A 17,275-nucleotide genomic window follows, 5' to 3' on the forward strand; every position below is an offset into this window, starting at 1 on the left:
CGGCATGGTACTGCCTTTCAATGAAGGTGTTGCGATGGCCACGAACCATCAGCGCCTCCACGTCACCGCGGCGAGAATCGCATTCAGCATCGCCGAACCTGAGTAGGCGCCCACGGCTTTGTCCCGCGTCGCCTGCATCATATCGAGATGCTTGTCGAAATCACCGATCGCGTTTTCAAGAACGGACTCCCATTCCAGGCTCGACGACAGCCAGCCGTTGACTCCGGGTTCGATCGCCGCGGAATACGTTGAAGTCGGACTCGCCACGGTCAAGCATCCCACGGCGGCCGCCTCGAAATACTTCAGTTCCGACTTGCAGTTCGTGAAAACGTTGTCGACCAAGGGGACGACATTGATTTCCACGAGCGAAATGATCCGCTGCAGATTGACGAAATCGTGCAATGGATAAATCTCGGTCCGATCTTTAAAACGTTCCAGCATCGGCGGAAGCGAAAGATAGCCGACGATGAACAGCCTCGCGTGATCGTAACGTTCGAGCAACGACGCCAGCGCCGGCACGGCGAGATCGAAGTCGCGCTTGTGCGTGGGAGTGCCGCTGAAGTAACCGATATGACACCGGCCGTTGCGCTGAAATGCTCGCGCGCGCTTGTCTTCGTACAACGCCGCGGAGAACTCCAGCTGTTGCCGGTTCATGTAGTTCGGCACGATGAATACCGGCTTGCCGCTGAATTCGGTGATGCGCCGGGCGAGAAACGGGTTGGTCGTGATCGCCGCATCGCACATGCGCAACGTCGTGCCGATGCGCGAGATGTACGCGAACCAGTGATCCCAGACACCGGGATGTTTGAAGTCCTGCGCCAGCGTGCCCAAGATGAGATGGGTCAGGTCGGTATCGAATACGAGGTCGTCCACATCGTAGAGAACGGTCTTGCCCATCGATCGGGCACGGGCGACGATATGGCTGATGTTGGCGTCGTAGCGCATGCGGCAAAGCACGACCGTATCGGCCAGCTTGAGAACGGAATCGATGCGGCCACTGCCGTCGCTCGGGAAAAAGTATCCGGCCGAAACGTCGCTCGTCGAATCGGCAAGCGTCTGCACCATGTTGTAGGCGCGATAACGAAACGTGCTGTTGTCCGCCTTTTCGTAAAAATAGGCGACGCGATGCGACCCTTTGCGAAACGTGGCGAAGCGGGACCAGAAATCTTCCGACCAGGGATCGGAATAGTCGCGCGGCGGCGTATCGATGAAAAACATCAGCCCTCGTCTCCGGCGAACCGGCAATGCGCAAACGCGCTCCTCCAGCTGCGGCCCAGGCCACTGCTCGCATAGTTGCGTTCACGCCGCTCATCGTTTCGGGTCAAATCCACAGCATGCTGCAAGCCCGCAAGCAGTTGCTCCAGTTCCAACGGCGCAACGACGATGTTTTCGGAGTAGTGAGAGAGATCTGTCTTGGAGCCAAACTGGTTGGTCAGCACCACGCCCCCCGACGCTGCAAGATCGAGCGGCGGATAGCTTGGATGCGGGGTGCTCATCAGATATACGCCGAGATCCACGCTGCGCAGGAAGTTGGCGTATTCGTCCCACTCCATGGTCCCGAGCACGCGCGGCTCGCAACCGCAGGCAAGCGACAGCCGCGGGATGTCTTTGCCGACGAAGACGATTTCCCATTGGTCGGGATCGAGCACGCCGCGCAGCAGCGCCTCGTTGAGCAGTTCGATGCCGCGATAGAACAGGTTGCGCAGGTTGTTCGGCCTGGCGTAAAAACACAATCTCGATTTCGAACCGGGTTCGCGCGGCGCGGCGTGGAATACCGCGTCGGGAAAAGCCGGCTCGAACCAGGTCGCACACTCGGCGATGTTGCGAAGCCCGCTGCCGATCAGGTGGTCATAGAGCAGCTTCGTATTGATGAGGAAGCGGATGTCGGGGCGCGCCAGGGTCTCGTGACAACGTACCCAGTCGTCGCCGAGCGGATAGAACATGCGCTCGTCCTCCTGCAGCAAATAGGTAACTCGCTCGGGAGCGATACTGCGCAGAGTGGAATTCGTCGTCCACCACGACGTCGTGATGAATTCGTCATTGTCATGCACGTCGAGAAACGCGTTCGCATCCGCCAACGGCACATGGGCAATCTCGGGATTTAGCTTCGTCGCGATGCCGTTGGCGGTAAGCACACGGTATACGCCGCGCGGATTGGGCGCCTCCGTCCGGGTGACGATGCGCAGCTGCGCGTTCAAGGCATTTGCGCGTTGCGCGGCGAGAATCAACGCCGTGCCGACACCGCCGAACAGGCTTCCGGCATTGACCGAATCGGTGATCATGTTGACGCGTGGCGGGCCCGCGGGCACACGCACGACCTGCAGCGCTCGCAGTTGCCCGAAACGAGCCTCGACAATGGCGTCCGCCGTAGGCGCGGCGCCGACTTCGGCGACGACCCGGGCCAGCCCCTCTGCCTTTTGCTGTGCCGCTCCGAAGACGACGCGAAAGGCGTGCCTGATCACGGCGATCAGCCCGTAGTCGCGGTAGTAAGCGGGGATATTCTTGATTGAGTGCATTCTTGTTCCTTGATCAGGATTTGCGTCCGAGCAAGCGGCTCAAGAACGATCGGGATCGTGAATCGGCTTCAGAAGATGCTTCATCGTTGTTCGGCTCTGCCGTTGCCGTGCGAGGGTTGCTGCCCAGCATTTCGTCCAGTGTGCGCCGCATCGCAAGGGCCGCGTCGCGCGCACGGTCATGCGAGATCTGAAGCTTCTCCAATTCCTGTTTACTTGCCGCGACGGCTGCTTGTTCGTGCGCAAGTTGTTCGGCAATTTCCTGGCGCCCCAAAGCCTGCGTATGTTCGCGTTCGGTCGCCAGCGCGAGACTTGATTCCAGTCCGACCACTTGCTCCTGCAGGAGATCGCGTTCCTTCGCAGTCGCGGACAACTCGCCAGCCAAACGCGCGTGTATGTCCGCCATCTCCGTCAGCCGGTGTTCCGCTGCGGCGATGTCCTGGCGATACTGATCGAGTTGCTCCATACACCCTTTCAGCTCGGCCTCGCGACGCACCCCCTCGAAAACCGCGTGCTCCAAATCGCGCATTCGCTGGCTGATGACGGCACTCGCGAAATCCATCGATGCCCGCCATTCTTGTCCGGCGAGAACCACGGCGGCTTGCGTCACGACCTGACCATGGCGCACATCCTGCTCGGCCGTCAGCGCCCGCTGCATCCAATTCTTGTGCTGGACACGACTGGCCTGGAGAAGATTCGACAACCCTGTCGCTTTCATCATCTTGAGCACGACAGAGTACGCATTTGCATTGTCGGCAACCCATTCGTCGAGCGGAACGGCACCTCGCCCCCGTCGTCCTGGAATGTGGCGCAGCCTAGGTTCAATCACGCTGCTGGCAGCCTCAACCAGGCTCGGATCGCTGCCCACGAATTCACCCAGCTGTTTCGCTACCCCTCGGGGATCGTCGAGCAGCATATCGAAATCAACGGCAACCCAAGGATGGGATCTGACGAAATAGCTGGCCGCCAACGACGACAGAACGGCGATTCTGCGATTGTGCTCCGGTTCAAGGACTCGATTTACCTGCGCGTTCGATGCGACAACCGCTTCGTTGGCGCGTCTGGTGATAACGCATTGGAGTTCAAAACCGGACTCGCGCAGCAACGAGCACCACAGCGGAAGCGTGAAGCAGAATCGCGGATCCTTGAGACCAATTCGCGCCGATCCAGAATAAGTGTCGGCGAGGAATGCGGAAACGCGTGGCTGGAACTTCGCGCACAGTTCATCGGTGAAGTCCGACTGAGCCGGAATGACATCGCAGTCGATGAAACTGCCGCCGAGTTCGGCCAGGATTTCATCATTGATCGCATTCAATTCGACCTGCTCGAAGAAAATCGGATTGTGCGAGTTCTCCTCCGGGCTGACGAAAGTGGAGGGATCACCGAACTCCATTCCGAGCCGGCTGAGCATGTGCGATACGGCAGACGTTCCGCTGCGTGGAGAGCCTACGACGAGAACGGCGAGCTTGCGGCCGTTCGTATCCGATGTGGTGGTGGCCAAAGTTGTCATCGAGCTTCACTGGGAATCAAGGTGAGTCTTACTGCCGGCTCGACACTGATGTCGAAGAATCCGTCTAACCGCCTGTTTGTTTGAGTGGAATCGATGCGGAACATCACGGCATCGACAATGCGATGCACGAATACGTCGCTCTGACCGTTTACGACACCCATGACCCCGGCATTCAGGAAATACGTCCCCGGCACCATCAGCGCCGCCAATTCGAACTGCACCCGAATCCGGCTGCCGGCGCGGACCAGGGGAATGGCGTCGCCATGCGCGTGCGAAGCCATCCCAGACAGTTCTACGCCGCTCACCGACTTGACCATCATGCCGAAATGGACGCGCTCGACGTCGCGGTCGAACTCGACGTCGTAACAATACACATAGGTCTTCCTCGGCGAGAGGACATTGACGGCCTCGCCGGCGTCGGTTTCCAGATGCGGGGCGAGGATGCGTGCGCCCAGCGACGCGTATTCCAAGGTGCTGGCCGGCTTCATGTTCGCGTCGAGCCAATGCGTGGACTCCGACCGGCTGATCTTGCTGAGCGGTATCTCGGCGCCGTCGACTTCGCTCAACACGGGGTCCTCCAGTGCAAGAGGCAATTCATCCGCCATGCGCGCATCGTCTTTGCAAATCTGCTCGAGGATGGCCGCGCGCTCAGCCGCAGGCGCGTTGATCAACTTCTGGTAGCGCGCCACCACCGCCTTTGGTTCGCCGGTCATGATCCGGCGCCCGCCGTCCAGCAGGATTGCGCGATCACACAGTTGCGTGACCATACTCGCCGAATGCGAGACGAAAAGAATCGTCGCGCCATCACGCTTCATCTGCTCGATGCGTGCGAAGCACTTGCGCTGGAACGCTTCGTCGCCGACAGACAGCGCTTCGTCGATGATCAGCACATCGGGATTCACGCTGATCGCGACGGCAAAAGCGAGCCGGATGTACATGCCGCTTGAATAAGTGCGAACCGGCTCGTCGACGAACTCTCCTATGTCGGCGAAGTCCAGTATCGCCTGCATGCGGCTGTCGATCAGAGCCCCTTCGAGTCCCAGCACCGCGGCATTCAACCGGATGTTCTCGCGGCCAGTGAACTCGGGGTTGAATCCGGTGCCCAGTTCGAGCAGCGCCGCCACCCGGCCGACGACCTCCACCGAACCTTCCGAGGGGGAAACCGTGCCGCTGACGATCTGCAGCAAGGTGGACTTGCCGGAACCGTTGCGGCCGACGATACCCACCGTTTCGCCCTTCTTGATGGAAAAATCCACGTCGCGCAACGCCCAGAAAGCGCGTCCGCGCTCGGCCGAAGGGCTCAGCATGTCCAGAAGCCGATGGTGCGGCTTGGCGTAGATCTGATACTTCTTGCCTAGCCCCTGGGCTGCGATACACACGTCAGAGGACATCGGCAAACCCCGTTCTAGCTTTCTGGAACCAGGCGAATCCCGACAGCGCGAAAACGATCGCCAATGCGCAGTACACGGCCAACGCAGTCCAATCTGGCAGGCCGCCCTGCAGCGTCACGATGCGAAGCTGGTCGACGATCAGGGTAATCGGGTTCATCTTGAAATAAATCTGATACTCAGCCGGCACAAGACCCACGGGCATGATCGTCGAGGAAATAAACAGCATCGCCGTGGTGACAACCGGCATCATCTGTCCGATGTCGCGGAAATAGACGCTGAGCGCACCCAGCCACCATGCGAAGCCGAGCGCGACGATCGCCATCGGCAAAAACACCAGCGGAGCGAGCAGGAAAGTGAGGGGAATCGCCCCATGCACCACGAGCAACCCGATCGCGAGCACAAGGAGATTCGCCAGGAAATGAAATGCCGAAGCAATCACCAACGGCCATGGCAGGATCTCCAGGGGGAAAACCACACGCTTGACGTATGCTGGATTCGACGTAACCAGCATCGGGGCGCGGTTGAGACATTCGGCCAAGAACCCGTGCGTTATCAGGCCGACGAAAATGATCAGGACGAATTCACTTGTCGAATCGACGCCGGGCCAGCGCGATTTCAATATATGGCCAAAGGCGATCGAATACACCCCAAGCATCACGAACGGCGCGAGGACAGACCAGACCACTCCGAGCAGCGCGCCGCGATAGCGCCCGAGTACCTCGCGCTTCGACAACTCGACCACCATCGAGCGATACGGATTCCAAGCGGGGACGAGTATCGAATTCCTCGAGTTCACGCGCAGACTACTCCGATCCATCAGGCGAGCGCGGCGGAAAGCTCGGCGCGCAGGTCGCTCACGTCTTCGACACCGACGGACAACCGGATCAGGCCGTCACTGATGCCGAGCTGCTTGCGGTTCGCCGGAGGAATCGAGGCGTGAGTCATGATCGCCGGATGCTCGATCAGGCTTTCGACGCCGCCGAGCGATTCGGCCAGCGCAAACAGATGGCAGCGCTCGAGCACGCGGCGCGCCTTGCGCAGACCGCCCTTGACCTCGACCGAGATGATCCCGCCCGGGCCGTCCATCTGTTTCTTCGCGAGCGCATGCTGCCGGTGCGACTTCAGGCCCGGATAGATCACGCGTTCGACCGCGGGATGTTTTTCCACCCAGCTGGCGAGTTCCTGTGCGCTCGCGCAATGCGCGCGCATGCGCAGATGCAGCGTCTTCAGGCCGCGCATCGCGAGGAAGGCGTCGAACGGCCCCGCGATCGCACCGACCGAGTTGTGCAGGAACGCCATCTGCTCGGCGAGTTCCTTGTCGTCGCCGGCGACGACGATGCCGCCGACCATGTCGGAATGGCCGTTGAGATATTTCGTCGCCGAATGCAGCACCAGATGCGCGCCGTATTCGAGCGGACGTTGCAGCATCGGCGAGCAGAACGTGTTGTCGACGACGAAGATCAGTCCGTGCTTCTTCGCGAATGCGCCAACCTTGGCGAGATCGACCAGAGTCAGCATCGGATTGGTCGGCGTCTCGGCCCAGATCATGCGCGTGTTCGGCTTGAGCGCCGCTTTCAACGCAGCCTGATCGTTCAAGTCGAGAAACGTGAAATCCAATCCGGCGGAACGCCGGCGCACGCGCTCGAACAGGCGGTAACTGCCGCCGTAGAGATCGTTCATCGCGATGACGTGACTGCCCGAGTCGAGAAGGTCGAGCACCGTACTCGCTGCGGCGAGGCCGGACGCAAACGCATAGCCGCGCGTGCCGCCTTCGAGGTCGGCGACGCAACGCTCATAGGCCATGCGCGTCGGATTCTGCGTGCGGCTGTACTCGTAGCCTTTGTGCACGCCCGGGCTCGACTGCACATAGGTCGAGGTCGCGTAGATCGGCGTCATGATCGCGCCGGTCGAGGGATCGGGGTGCTGGCCGGCGTGGATTGCGCGCGTACCGAGGCCGAGAGATTTCACTGACTTTGTCATGGATGTGCTTTTTTTTGGAAAGTGCAATCAGGGATGACTGCTTTTGGTTCTCGTGATCGGGGACGATCTCAAAAATTACTGCACGCGTCTGCGCAGATAGTTGAGCAGATCGATACGCGTGATCAGACCGAGGAACTTGTCACCGTCCACGACGATGGCAACGTGGCCGGCATCGAACACCGGCAGCAGCGCCTCGATCGGCGATTTGACGTCGAGCTTCTGCAGCTTGCCGACCATCGCGGTCGAGACCGGATCGCGGAATTTTGACTCGTCGCCGTAGACGTGCAACAGCACGTCGGATTCGTCGACGATGCCGACGATCGCATCGCCGTCCATCACCGGCAGTTGCGACACGTCGTACAGCTTCATGCGCTGGTAGGCGGTGACGAGCGGTTCGGCCGGGCCGACGACGACAGTGTCGCGCTGCGAGTAGGGGCGCAAGATCAGATCGCGCAGGTCGCCGTAATGCTCGCGCTCGAGGAAGCCGTTGTCGAGCATCCAGTAGTCGTTGTACATCTTCGACAGGTATTTGTTGCCGGTGTCGCAGACGAAAACGAGCACGCGCTTCTTCGTCGTCTGCGCGCGGCAGTACTTGAGCGCCGCGGCGGTCAGCGTGCCGGTGGACGAGCCGCCGAAGATGCCTTCCTTCGCGAGCAGCTCGCGCGCGGCAAGGAAGCTTTCCTTGTCGGTGATCGCATACGCCTTCTTCACGCGCGAGAAATCGGAGATCGACGGCAGGAAATCCTCGCCGATGCCCTCGACCATCCAGCTCGCCGACTTGGTCGAAAGCGTACCCTCATTGATGTACTGGGCGAGGATCGAGCCGACCGGGTCGGCAAGGACCAACTCGACGTTCGGCGCCGCCTTGGCGAAGTATCGCGACAGGCCGGTCATCGTGCCTGAGGAGCCGCAGCCGAACACGATCGCGTCGAGTTTGCCGTCCATCTGGCGCAGGATCTCGGGGCCGGTGCCTTCCTCGTGCGCACGCGGGTTGTCGGGATTGCCGAACTGGTTGATGAAGTATGCGCCCGGCGTGTCGTCGGCGATCTGCTGAGCCAGATCCTGGTAGTACTGCGGATGGCCCTTGGCCACGTCCGAACGCGTCAGCACGACCTCGGCACCCATCGCCTTCAAATTGAAGATCTTCTCGCGGCTCATCTTGTCGGGCACGACGAGGATCAACCGGTAGCCCTTCTGCTGAGCGACGAGCGCAAGGCCGATGCCGGTGTTGCCCGCGGTGCCTTCGACCAGCGTGTCGCCGGGCTTGATCTTGCCGGCCTTTTCCGCGGCTTCGATCATCGACAGGCCGATACGATCCTTGATCGAGCCACCGGGGTTGGCGCTTTCGAGCTTGAAATACAGCTCGCACGGACCCGCGTCGAGGCGTTGCGCCTGGACGATCGGCGTCTCGCCGATCAGTTCGAGCACGCTGCGGTGTACGGCCATGAAGACTCCTGTATGCAGGTACCGGCACAGGAGCCGGCGACTGGGCCGAATATGATACAGGACTAAGCGCGCCGGGCCTTTGCGGTCGCGCGCGGGGCGCCTTGGGGGTTACGGACCACAGGGGCGCTATCGATCAAGCAAGCCCCTGCGATCCACCGGGAAAGCCCGGTTTTGTGTGTGGTGATCGCCGGTCAGTGCAACGACTGATGGCGGTCCCACAGCTCGGTGAGACGGTCCTTGGTGCGCAACTTTTCGCGCTTCATGGTCATCAGGGTCATGCTGTCCATCGGCAGCACGCCTATTTCGGCGTCGTGCACTTTCTTGTCGAGATCCTTGTGATGCCGGTACAGGTCGCGAAACTCCGTGTCGCTGGCCAGCAGGGCATCGATTTCGCTTTTCTGACGGTCTTCGAACATCGGCCAATCTCCTCTTTCAGGGGTGCACGCCGACGCCGCTCCGGCCGCGGGGCCGGAACGTGGGGGTGTGCAGGGTCAAGGAAGGAGCGAAGGGTGCATGCCAGCTACGCTTCACCGCGGCGGGTGAAGTGCAGGCGCAATGGAAGGCGAAGGCTGCACTCATGGGCTCGGCTGCCGGCCCGCTGAGGACGGAACGGCAACCCCACGCTACTCCTTTGCCGGCGCTCGCGCAACCCGCAAAATGCCCGGGGTTCAGCGGTCGGAAAAGCTGGCCACTGCCCCGCGTGAAGCACCGCTCTTGGCGCCGGCACCGACCGCGCTGATGCGCTTGGCTGGGACGCCGGCGGCGACCAAGGCGTCGCGAACCGCCTGCGCGCGCAGCTGTGACAGGGCCTGGTTGGCTTTGGCTCCGCCGCCGTCGTTGGCGTACGCCTCGATATGCACGGACTTGCCCGCGGCGGCCGCGGCGATCTTGGCGATCTGAGCGCTGCCGGCTGGCTTGAGTGCGGCCTGGCCAGGCGCAAAGGCAGCCTCGCCGAGTGCAATTGGCGCGACCGATTTGGCCGCCGGCGCCGCGGGTTTGCCGGCGCCGGGCGGCGGCTTGGCCCCGCTCGCGGCGAGCAATTCGGCCTCCTTGCGCGCCAGCTCCGCCTCGCGCGCCTGCGCATCGGCGAGCTTACGCGCCTGCGCCGCTTGTTTCTTTGCGGTTTCGGCCTGCTTGGTCGTCTGCGCGCTGGTCTCGCGTGCCTCGTCGGCCTCGGCGCGCAGGCGATCGGCCTCTTCCTGCTGGGCGAGGCTCTGGATGCGCTGACGCTCGAGCTCGAGGCGTGCCTGTTCCGCATCGCGCCGGCTTGCGGCGATCAGGATCTGATCGTGCTCGCGGTCGAGTGTCTGGATCTTGCGCTCCTGCACCACCGCCTGCGCCGCGGCGTAGGCGATATCGATGCGGCGCTCGGCGAGGAAAACGTAGTGGTCGTGTAGCTTGCGCTTGCCGCCGAACTCGGCGAGATTGGCCAGCGCCTGCTCGGCCAATGCGACTTCTGCCGGCGCCAGGCCGCCGAGCGTGCGATCGCCGATCAACTGGTTGAGGCTGCCGCGCAATCGATCGTAGTCGGGGTCATCTTTTTGCGCCCAGGCCGTGCCGGCAAGCGCCAGCAGCAGCAAGAAAGCGACGCGACGCAGCGGTCGAATCCCGAACCTCGAACCATCCATCGCGGCTTTCACTGAAACCCCTCCTGCTTCGCCTCGGCCGGTATCGACAGGTCGTTGCGCAATTGTGTGTTCTCGCGCATACGCGCGTCGACGCGCTCGCGCGCCTTGCCCAGCCGGGTCTTGGCCTGAGCGAGATCGCCGGCCACCTGCGCCTCGTCGGCGAACTGCGCGGCCACGTCGTAATCTTCCTGCTTCATCGCCCCGCGTGCTTGGCCGAGACGCTCCTGCGCCATGCGCAGCTCTGCGGATGCGTAGATCGAGGCGCCGGCCTCGCGCGCGCTGTCCACGCGTCGCGTAGCCTCCTGCATCTCTGCGAGTGGTGGCTTGGTCTGCGCGCAGCCCGCGACGCAGATCACAAAAATCGAGAACCCGGACAGGGCCATGGCACGCAGGATTGTCATATCATTCCGCAGGGGTTCAAAAGCTCGAAGTCGGTTCGCGCATTGTCCACAAAGCGCAGGCACAATGGCAACGACCGCATCGGCATCGCAACGACAGGGGCAAGACTCAGCGTGGATATCGGCTATTTCCTCAAATTGATGAACGAGAAGAACGCTTCGGACCTGTTTCTGTCCACGGGCGCTCCAATCAACATCAAGATTTCCGGCGTGCTGACGCCGCTGGGCACCGCCGCGATGCCAGCCGGTCTGGCCAAGCGCATCGCCTACTCGATGATGGACGAAAACCAGATCATGCGGTTCGAGCGCGATCTGGAGATGAACCTCGTCACCCAACTCAAGGACGTGGGCCGCTTCCGCGTCAACATCTTCAAGCAGCGCGGCGAGATCGGCCTGGTGATCCGCGCGATCAAGGCCGTCGTGCCAAGCGTCGAAGAACTGCAATTGCCGCTCGTGCTCAAGGACCTGATCATGGAGCCGCGCGGACTCGTGCTCGCCGTCGGCTCGACCGGTTCGGGCAAATCGACCACGCTCGCCGCGATGGTCGACCATCGCAACACGAGCATGGCGGGCCACATCCTCACGATCGAGGACCCGATCGAATACCTGCATAGCCACAAGAAATCGATCGTCAATCAGCGCGAGGTCGGCTTCGATACGCACAGTTTCCACGATGCGCTGAAGAACGCGATGCGCGAAGCGCCCGATGTGATCATGATCGGCGAGATCCGCGACTCGGAGACGATGGAGGCGGCGATCGCCTTCTCCGAAACCGGCCATCTTTGCCTGGCCACGCTGCACTCGAACAACGCCGACCAAGCGCTCGAGCGCATCCTCAACTTCTTCCCCGAGGCCGCGCACCGCAACACGCTGCTGAACCTCGCACTCAACCTGCGCGGCATCATCGCCCAGCGCCTCGTCGTCGGCGTAGACGGTCAGCGTCTGCCCGCCGTCGAAGTGCTGATCAACACGCCGCTGATCCGCGACATGATCCGCCGCGGCCAGGTGCACGAGATCAAGGAAGCGATGGACCGCAGCTTGTCCGAAGGCACCCAGACCTTCGATCAGTCGCTGCTCCGACTCTACCGCGACGGCCGCATCGACCTAGAAGAGGCGCTGTCGAAAGCCGACTCGCGCGACGGCCTCGCGCTCAAGATCCGTCTCGGCGAAGGCACCGAGGACATGCACCTGCCGATGCTCGACTCGTTCGAGATGCCGAATTTGTAGGCGGTGTTCGTGCGATCGATCCTTGGCCGCACTTCGGTATATCTGTGCATTCGTCCGTGAATGCGAAAAGTCAAAAAAGCGGCCATCGCTGGCCGCACTTCGCAATAGAAGCTTCGACCCCTCAGGCTTTTTCGATCTTCTGCTCAATCGAGCCGAACACGTTCGCGCCCGCGCGGTCGAACATCTCGATACGCACGCTGTCACCGAACTTGAGGAATGGCGTCGACGGCTTGCCGTCGCGGATCGTCTCGAGCGTGCGCTTCTCGGCAAGGCAGGATGCGCCTTTCGATTCGTCCTGATTCGCGATCGTGCCCGAGCCGACGATCGTGCCGGCCGACAGCGGCCGCGTCTTCGCCGCATGCGCGACGAGGTCGGCGAACGAGAACTGCATGTCCTCGCCCGCTTCGGGCTGGCCGAACAACTTGCCGTTGATGTGCGTGGTCAGCGCCAGATGCACCTTCGAACTCTTCCACGCGTCACCGAGTTCGTCCGGCGTGACGAACACCGGCGACAGCGCCGAGCGCGGCTTCGATTGCAGGAAGCCGAAGCCCTTCGCCAGCTCGCCCGGAATCAGATTGCGCAGGCTCACGTCGTTGACCAGACCGACCAGCTGGATATGCTCGGCGGCCTGCGCGATCGTCACCGCCATCGGCACGTCGTCGGTGACGACGACGACTTCGGCTTCAAGGTCGATGCCGTAGTCCTCGCTGGTCACGCGCACCGCGTCGCGCGGTCCGTAGAAGCCCGCGCCGACGGCGTGGTACATGAGCGGATCGGTGTAGAAGCTCTCCGGCACCTCGGCGCCGCGCGCGCGGCGCACGCGCTCGACGTGCGGCAGATAGGCGCTGCCGTCGACGAACTCGTAACTACGCGGCAACGGCGCGGCGAGTGCCGCCGCATCGAGCACGAACACGCTCTCGCCGTTGATCGTCTGCGCGCGCGTCGCGTCGTTGAGCAGCTCGTAGACGCGATGCAGGCGCGGCGCGGCGTTATGCCAGTCCTCGAGCGCGCGTTGCAGCGTGTGGGCGATATCGGTCGCGCGCACGGCACGCGAAAGATCGCGACTGACGACGATGAGCGTGCCGTCGCGGCCGCCTTCCTTCAGGCTTGCAAGTTTCATCGATGGATATCCCTGTTATTTCTGCGGCGGGCGGAAATGTTTCTCCAACCCTTGCCAGCATTGATGATAATCGGGCTGCAATTGCGCCGACTCCAGCGCCTGTTTCGTCGGCCTGATCACCGCGCGCGTCTCGAACATGAAGGCCATGGTGTCGACGATATGGTCGGGCTTGGTCGTATCGGCTGCGCTCGCCTTGTCGAAGCTGGCCGCATCGGGACCGTGGCCGCTCATCGAATTGTGCAGGCTCGCGCCGCCGGGGACGAAGCCGCCGGCCTTCGCATCGTAGGCGCCGTGCACGAGGCCCATGAATTCGCTCGCGATGTTGCGATGGAACCACGGCGGGCGGAACGTGTCTTCGGCCACGAGCCAGCGCGGCGGGAAGATGACGAAATCCATGTTCGCCGTGCCGGGCGTGTCGCTCGGCGAAGTCAGCACGGTGAAGATCGACGGATCGGGATGATCGTAGGAGATCGAACCGATCGTGTTGAAGCGGCGCAGATCGTATTTGTACGGCGCGTAATTGCCGTGCCAGGCGACGACATCGAGCGGCGAATGATCGATCTTCGCCGACCAGAGATGACCCTGGAATTTCGCAATCAGCTCGAATTCGCCGTCGACATCTTCGTAGGCTGCGACCGGCGTGAGGAAATCGCGCGCGTTGGCGAGGCAGTTCGAACCGATCGGGCCAAGATCGGGCAAGCGCAACATCGCGCCGAAATTCTCCGCGACGTAGCCACGTGCTTCACCATCGAGCAGTTCGACGCGAAAGCGCACGCCGCGCGGGATCACCGCGATTTCCTGCGGCTCGACTTCGATTGCGCCGAATTCGGTCGCCAAACGCAGGCGGCCGAGCTGCGGCACGATCAGCAGTTCGCCGTCGGCATCGTAGAAATAGCGCCCCTGCATCGAGCGGTTCGCCGCGTAGATATGGACGCCGATGCCGGCCTGCATCGCCGCAGTACCGTTGCCGGCGATCGCGACCAGGCCATCGACGAAATCGGTCGGCGCGCTCGGCAGCGGCCATGGGTCCCAACGCAATTGGTTCGGCGTCGCCGGGACCTCGTCGAATATGTTGTGGAATTTTCCACTTTTCAGCATCGAGAAAGGTTGATGCATCGCCGCCGGTCGAATGCGGTACAGCCAGCTGCGCCGGTTCGCATGGCGTGGCGCGGTGAATGCCGTACCCGAAAGCTGCTCGGCATAGAGCCCGAGCGCTACGCGCTGCGGCGAATTTCGGCCTTCGGGCAACGTGCCCGCGACCGCTTCGCTCGCGAACTCGTTGCCGAAGCCGGATTGATAGTCGAGCGCGCTCACAGCACCCCGCGCTCCATCTGCTCGCGTTCGATCGACTCGAACAGCGCCTGGAAATTGCCTTCGCCGAAGCCGCTGTTGCCCTTGCGCTGAATGATCTCGAAGAAGATCGGGCCGACGCAGTTCTTGGTGAATATCTGCAGCAGCAGCTTCTGCTTCGTCTCCACATCAGCGTCGATCAGGATCTTGTTCTGCTTCATGCGCGCAATGTCTTCGCCGTGATGCGGAATGCGCTGGTCGATCACGCTGTAATAAGCATTCGGCGTGTCGAGAAACTCGATTCCGCGCGCGCGCATCGCCTCGACCGTTTCGTAGATGTTGTCGGTGAAGCAGGCGATGTGCTGGATGCCCTCGCCGTTGTACTGCTCGAGGTATTCGTTGATCTGGCTCTTCGGATCGGCCGACTCGTTGAGCGGAATGCGCACCATGCCGTCGGGCGCGGTCATCGCCTTCGACAAAAGGCCGGTCTTCGCGCCCTTGATGTCGAAGTAGCGGATCTCGCGGAACTGGAATAGACGCTCGTAGTAGTCCGCCCACTTCGCCATGTTGCCGAAGTAAAGGTTGTGGGTCAGATGGTCGATGAAAGTGAGACCGAAACCGCGCGGCATCATTTCCGCGCCCGGCAGCCATTCCCAATCCGGATCGTGGATCGTCCCTTTGTCGTCGTAGCGATCGACGATATAGAGCATGCAGCCGCCGATGCCCTCGATCACGGGCGCGGCGACGGCCTTCGAGGTTTCCTTGTACTCGATCGACTTGGCGCCATTCTTCAGCGCCTGCACGCGCACCCACTCGGCGAGCTTGGACACGCGGATCGCGAAACCACACGCGCTCGGTCCGTGCTTGCGCGCGAATTCGCCGGCGAACGAGTCCGGGTCCTCGTTGATCAGAAAAGTGCAATCGCCCTGGCGATAGTTGTAGATCGGCCGCGTCTTGTGCCGCGCCACCTGGACGAAACCGAGGTTGCGGAACAGCTCGTGCAGTTTCGCAGGCTCCGGCGAGGCGAATTCGACGAACTCGAAGCCGTCGATGCCCATCGGGTTCTCGAAAATCACCGGCGGCATGCCGGATGGTTGGGAATGCGTCTGCATCTGTGCGTTCATAATCGGCTCCGCGGGGCTCGCGAGCCCCGGCTGTCGTCGGACCTGCAGCTGGCGCTTGCGCACGCCCGACTTTGCAATGGGGAAAGATTGCATTAATCTAGTTTCAATTGAAACTAATTGCAAGCGGCGAGCAGCATGAAGAAGAATGCGCAAGGCAAACGGATAGCGGCGGACCAGGCGATCCTCGAACTCGAGCAGTTCCTGCCGTATCGCCTGTCGGTGTTGTCGAACACGGCGAGCCGCGCGATCGCCGATCTGTACGAAAGCCGCTATGGCCTGTCGATCGCCGAATGGCGCACGATGGCCGTGCTCGGCAGCTACGACGGCATCGCCGCGCGCGAGGTCGCCGAGCGCACGGCGATGGACAAGGTCGCGGTCAGCCGCGCGCTCGCACGCTTGATCGCAGACGGCCGCGTGCGCCGGCGCACCGCCGAGCACGACAAGCGCCGGTCGGTGCTCGGCCTGACCGCGAAGGGCTGGAAGGTCTACGCCGAAGTGGCGCCGCTCGCACTCGAACACGAGAAGCGCCTGCTCTCCCACCTCAACGCCGAGGAACGGCGCTGGCTCGCCCACATCCTCGACCGCTTATGGCAGGCGGAGTTGGAGGAGATCGCGAAGTAGCATCGACAGGCCGATCGGTCCGTCAAACCTCAACCGGGACAGGGCGTGCACCACGTGATCGCGAGCTCGTCCGTGCACTGGTAGAGCTGCTGGTTCGCCGAGCACCGCTCATTCCAATCCTGGATGCACACGGGCACCGGACCGCCGTTGCAATAAGTGTGTTGGGATCCGCCGATCACCGGACAATTTGGGTCCCTTTGTACCCCGCCGCAGGAACCGCCGTTGATGTTGTACTTGCTGCAGGCCAAGATGACCTCCACCTTGTCGTGCGCAAACAGATTCCAGTTCGTCATCAGTATGTCGTACGTTTGCGGGGTGACGTCGCGGACGATCCCCATGGCGCTGATCGACGGGGAACCGGTTTGTATGTATGTGTAGTAATTGGCGTACGGATAGGCCCCGACGCAAGTGTAGCCCTGCGCTATCGATCCCCACGGACCAATGTCCTGCCAAGGCTGGGGCTGGACCTGGCACTCTCTGATCCCATTGCATACCGAAGTGTCAGTGGAGAGCGGAGGGCTCGCCTGTCGGGCCTCCGACCTGTGCTGGTGACCCATGAACCGCGTCGGCGCCAGGTGGCGCGATTGCTGCACCACACTTCCCGCGTAAGGCTGGGTTGAGCAGCCGAGCGAGACCTCGAACTCTCCCACCGTCGAGGTGGTGTTTACGCCTTCGACCGTCACCGTCCGGCGGTCGATCGCGACCATCTGGACAGTGACGTGCTCGTGCTGCGCGGAGTCCCACGCCCACAGGTTGGGATGGCTGTCCGGGCAGGCGAAGCGCTCCGCCTTTTTCTTGCTCGCGGGCACGACGACTCTCGCCATGGTCGCGGACAGGCAGGAGGGAACACCCGAGCATTCGTTCTTGTTGGATGCAACGAACAGATCCGTGCGATAGCCCAGTGGGTCGTTGCCGGCACCGGCATTGGCGGCGATCGCTGCGAAGGCAAAAGCGAAGCCAAGGCGTGCGACGAAGGCATGCTGCATCGAAATCCGCATAAACGCTCCAGGCGGCGAATGCCGCGTAG

17 protein-coding genes are annotated in these 17,275 nt (G+C 62.1%); 3 read left to right on the plus strand and 14 right to left on the minus strand.

The genetic code is table 11. The features are described from left to right. Window positions 1-48 precede the first annotated feature (48 nt). Together F455_RS19405 and F455_RS0101990 are read right to left on the minus strand one after the other, a co-directional pair. Entirely contained in the window at window positions 49-1,218 is a 1,170-nt protein-coding gene (locus tag F455_RS19405) for a glycosyltransferase (protein WP_018971582.1), read from the minus strand. Further along, window positions 1,218-2,282: a rhamnosyltransferase WsaF family glycosyltransferase gene (locus F455_RS0101990; RefSeq protein ID WP_342662046.1), complete on the minus strand. Its 1,065-nt coding sequence runs from the start codon at window positions 2,280-2,282 to the stop codon at window positions 1,218-1,220. Before F455_RS0101990 ends, F455_RS19405 begins: the two co-directional genes overlap by 1 nt. Between F455_RS0101990 and F455_RS23305 the strand changes: the two genes are divergently transcribed. Further along, window positions 2,211-2,510 (plus strand): hypothetical protein, encoded by a 300-nt coding sequence (locus F455_RS23305; RefSeq protein ID WP_157578379.1) that lies wholly within the window; start codon window positions 2,211-2,213, stop codon window positions 2,508-2,510. The two genes, F455_RS0101990 and F455_RS23305, sit on opposite strands and share 72 nt — an antisense overlap. Window positions 2,511-2,529: 19 nt before the next feature. Here the strand turns inward: F455_RS23305 and F455_RS0101995 are convergent, their stop codons facing one another. The 8 genes from F455_RS0101995 to F455_RS19410 all read right to left on the minus strand — a co-directional run bounded on the left by F455_RS0101995 (window position 2,530) and on the right by F455_RS19410 (window position 10,869). Next, the gene (locus tag F455_RS0101995; RefSeq protein ID WP_157578380.1) at window positions 2,530-4,023 is read right to left on the minus strand and encodes a hypothetical protein; all 1,494 of its coding nucleotides are present in this window, start codon (window positions 4,021-4,023) and stop codon (window positions 2,530-2,532) included. Continuing rightward, window positions 4,020-5,414, minus strand: a complete 1,395-nt coding sequence (locus tag F455_RS0102000; RefSeq protein ID WP_020684032.1) for an ABC transporter ATP-binding protein — start codon at window positions 5,412-5,414, stop codon at window positions 4,020-4,022. Before F455_RS0102000 ends, F455_RS0101995 begins: the two co-directional genes overlap by 4 nt. Then, entirely contained in the window at window positions 5,404-6,159 is a 756-nt protein-coding gene (locus F455_RS0102005; protein WP_018971586.1) for an ABC transporter permease, read from the minus strand. Before F455_RS0102005 ends, F455_RS0102000 begins: the two co-directional genes overlap by 11 nt. A gap of 71 nt (window positions 6,160-6,230) precedes the next feature. Next, a complete protein-coding gene (locus F455_RS0102010) occupies window positions 6,231-7,394 on the minus strand; it encodes a trans-sulfuration enzyme family protein (RefSeq protein WP_020684033.1) in 1,164 nt (387 codons plus the stop codon). 75 nt (window positions 7,395-7,469) lie between these two features. After that, a complete protein-coding gene (locus F455_RS0102015; protein ID WP_018971588.1) occupies window positions 7,470-8,840 on the minus strand; it encodes a pyridoxal-phosphate dependent enzyme in 1,371 nt (456 codons plus the stop codon). 191 nt (window positions 8,841-9,031) lie between these two features. Beyond that, window positions 9,032-9,256 carry an HP1242/YdcH family protein gene (locus F455_RS0102020; protein ID WP_018971589.1) on the minus strand — a complete coding sequence of 75 codons (225 nt, stop codon included), beginning with the start codon at window positions 9,254-9,256 and terminating at the stop codon, window positions 9,032-9,034. A gap of 252 nt (window positions 9,257-9,508) precedes the next feature. Continuing rightward, complete coding sequence (locus F455_RS0102025; RefSeq protein ID WP_018971590.1) at window positions 9,509-10,480, minus strand: OmpA family protein; 972 nt, start codon at window positions 10,478-10,480, stop codon at window positions 9,509-9,511. Then, window positions 10,477-10,869, minus strand: a complete 393-nt coding sequence (locus F455_RS19410; protein WP_018971591.1) for a DUF4398 domain-containing protein — start codon at window positions 10,867-10,869, stop codon at window positions 10,477-10,479. The genes F455_RS0102025 and F455_RS19410 overlap by 4 nt, the downstream gene beginning before the upstream one ends. A 111-nt stretch (window positions 10,870-10,980) precedes the next feature. On the opposite strand from F455_RS19410, the gene F455_RS0102035 reads away from it, so the two are divergent. Continuing rightward, window positions 10,981-12,093: a PilT/PilU family type 4a pilus ATPase gene (locus F455_RS0102035; RefSeq protein ID WP_018971592.1), complete on the plus strand. Its 1,113-nt coding sequence runs from the start codon at window positions 10,981-10,983 to the stop codon at window positions 12,091-12,093. Window positions 12,094-12,214: 121 nt separating this feature from the next. On the opposite strand, the gene F455_RS0102040 is transcribed toward F455_RS0102035, so the two are convergent. The 3 genes from F455_RS0102040 to hppD are packed head-to-tail and all read right to left on the minus strand — an operon-like array spanning window position 12,215 to window position 15,627. Beyond that, complete coding sequence (locus F455_RS0102040; protein ID WP_018971593.1) at window positions 12,215-13,213, minus strand: fumarylacetoacetate hydrolase family protein; 999 nt, start codon at window positions 13,211-13,213, stop codon at window positions 12,215-12,217. Window positions 13,214-13,228: 15 nt separating this feature from the next. After that, a complete protein-coding gene (gene hmgA, locus F455_RS0102045; protein ID WP_018971594.1) occupies window positions 13,229-14,527 on the minus strand; it encodes a homogentisate 1,2-dioxygenase in 1,299 nt (432 codons plus the stop codon). Further along, window positions 14,524-15,627 (minus strand): 4-hydroxyphenylpyruvate dioxygenase, encoded by a 1,104-nt coding sequence (hppD, locus tag F455_RS0102050; RefSeq protein ID WP_026292979.1) that lies wholly within the window; start codon window positions 15,625-15,627, stop codon window positions 14,524-14,526. The genes hmgA and hppD overlap by 4 nt, the downstream gene beginning before the upstream one ends. Window positions 15,628-15,762: 135 nt before the next feature. Here hppD and F455_RS0102055 point away from each other — a divergent pair, with 135 nt between their 5' ends. Further along, on the plus strand, window positions 15,763-16,248 hold the full coding sequence (locus tag F455_RS0102055; protein ID WP_018971596.1) for a MarR family winged helix-turn-helix transcriptional regulator: 486 nt from the start codon (window positions 15,763-15,765) through the stop codon (window positions 16,246-16,248). 29 nt (window positions 16,249-16,277) lie between these two features. On the opposite strand, the gene F455_RS0102060 is transcribed toward F455_RS0102055, so the two are convergent. Then, window positions 16,278-17,246 carry a hypothetical protein gene (locus F455_RS0102060; RefSeq protein ID WP_018971597.1) on the minus strand — a complete coding sequence of 323 codons (969 nt, stop codon included), beginning with the start codon at window positions 17,244-17,246 and terminating at the stop codon, window positions 16,278-16,280. Between the last annotated feature and the right edge of the window lie 29 nt (window positions 17,247-17,275).

It is taken from the genome of Rudaea cellulosilytica DSM 22992 (assembly GCF_000378125.1).
Taxonomy (GTDB): domain Bacteria; phylum Pseudomonadota; class Gammaproteobacteria; order Xanthomonadales; family Rhodanobacteraceae; genus Rudaea; species Rudaea cellulosilytica.

Bases quoted from the DNA above. Each gene is read 5' to 3' on its own strand.
- F455_RS19410 (WP_018971591.1), bottom strand. From the start codon at position 10,869: ATGACAATCCTGCGTGCCATGGCCCTGTCCGGGTTCTCGATTTTTGTG.
- hppD (WP_026292979.1), bottom strand. From the start codon at position 15,627: ATGAACGCACAGATGCAGACGCATTCCCAACCATCCGGCATGCCGCCG.
- F455_RS0101995 (WP_157578380.1), bottom strand. From the start codon at position 4,023: ATGACAACTTTGGCCACCACCACATCGGATACGAACGGCCGCAAGCTC.
- F455_RS0102040 (WP_018971593.1), bottom strand. From the start codon at position 13,213: ATGAAACTTGCAAGCCTGAAGGAAGGCGGCCGCGACGGCACGCTCATC.
- F455_RS0101990 (WP_342662046.1), bottom strand. From the start codon at position 2,282: ATGATCACCGATTCGGTCAATGCCGGAAGCCTGTTCGGCGGTGTCGGC.
- F455_RS0102060 (WP_018971597.1), bottom strand. From the start codon at position 17,246: ATGCGGATTTCGATGCAGCATGCCTTCGTCGCACGCCTTGGCTTCGCT.
- F455_RS0102055 (WP_018971596.1), top strand. From the start codon at position 15,763: ATGAAGAAGAATGCGCAAGGCAAACGGATAGCGGCGGACCAGGCGATC.
- F455_RS0102015 (WP_018971588.1), bottom strand. From the start codon at position 8,840: ATGGCCGTACACCGCAGCGTGCTCGAACTGATCGGCGAGACGCCGATC.
- F455_RS0102005 (WP_018971586.1), bottom strand. From the start codon at position 6,159: ATGGTGGTCGAGTTGTCGAAGCGCGAGGTACTCGGGCGCTATCGCGGC.
- F455_RS0102010 (WP_020684033.1), bottom strand. From the start codon at position 7,394: ATGACAAAGTCAGTGAAATCTCTCGGCCTCGGTACGCGCGCAATCCAC.
- F455_RS19405 (WP_018971582.1), bottom strand. From the start codon at position 1,218: ATGTTTTTCATCGATACGCCGCCGCGCGACTATTCCGATCCCTGGTCG.
- F455_RS0102000 (WP_020684032.1), bottom strand. From the start codon at position 5,414: ATGTCCTCTGACGTGTGTATCGCAGCCCAGGGGCTAGGCAAGAAGTAT.
- F455_RS0102020 (WP_018971589.1), bottom strand. From the start codon at position 9,256: ATGTTCGAAGACCGTCAGAAAAGCGAAATCGATGCCCTGCTGGCCAGC.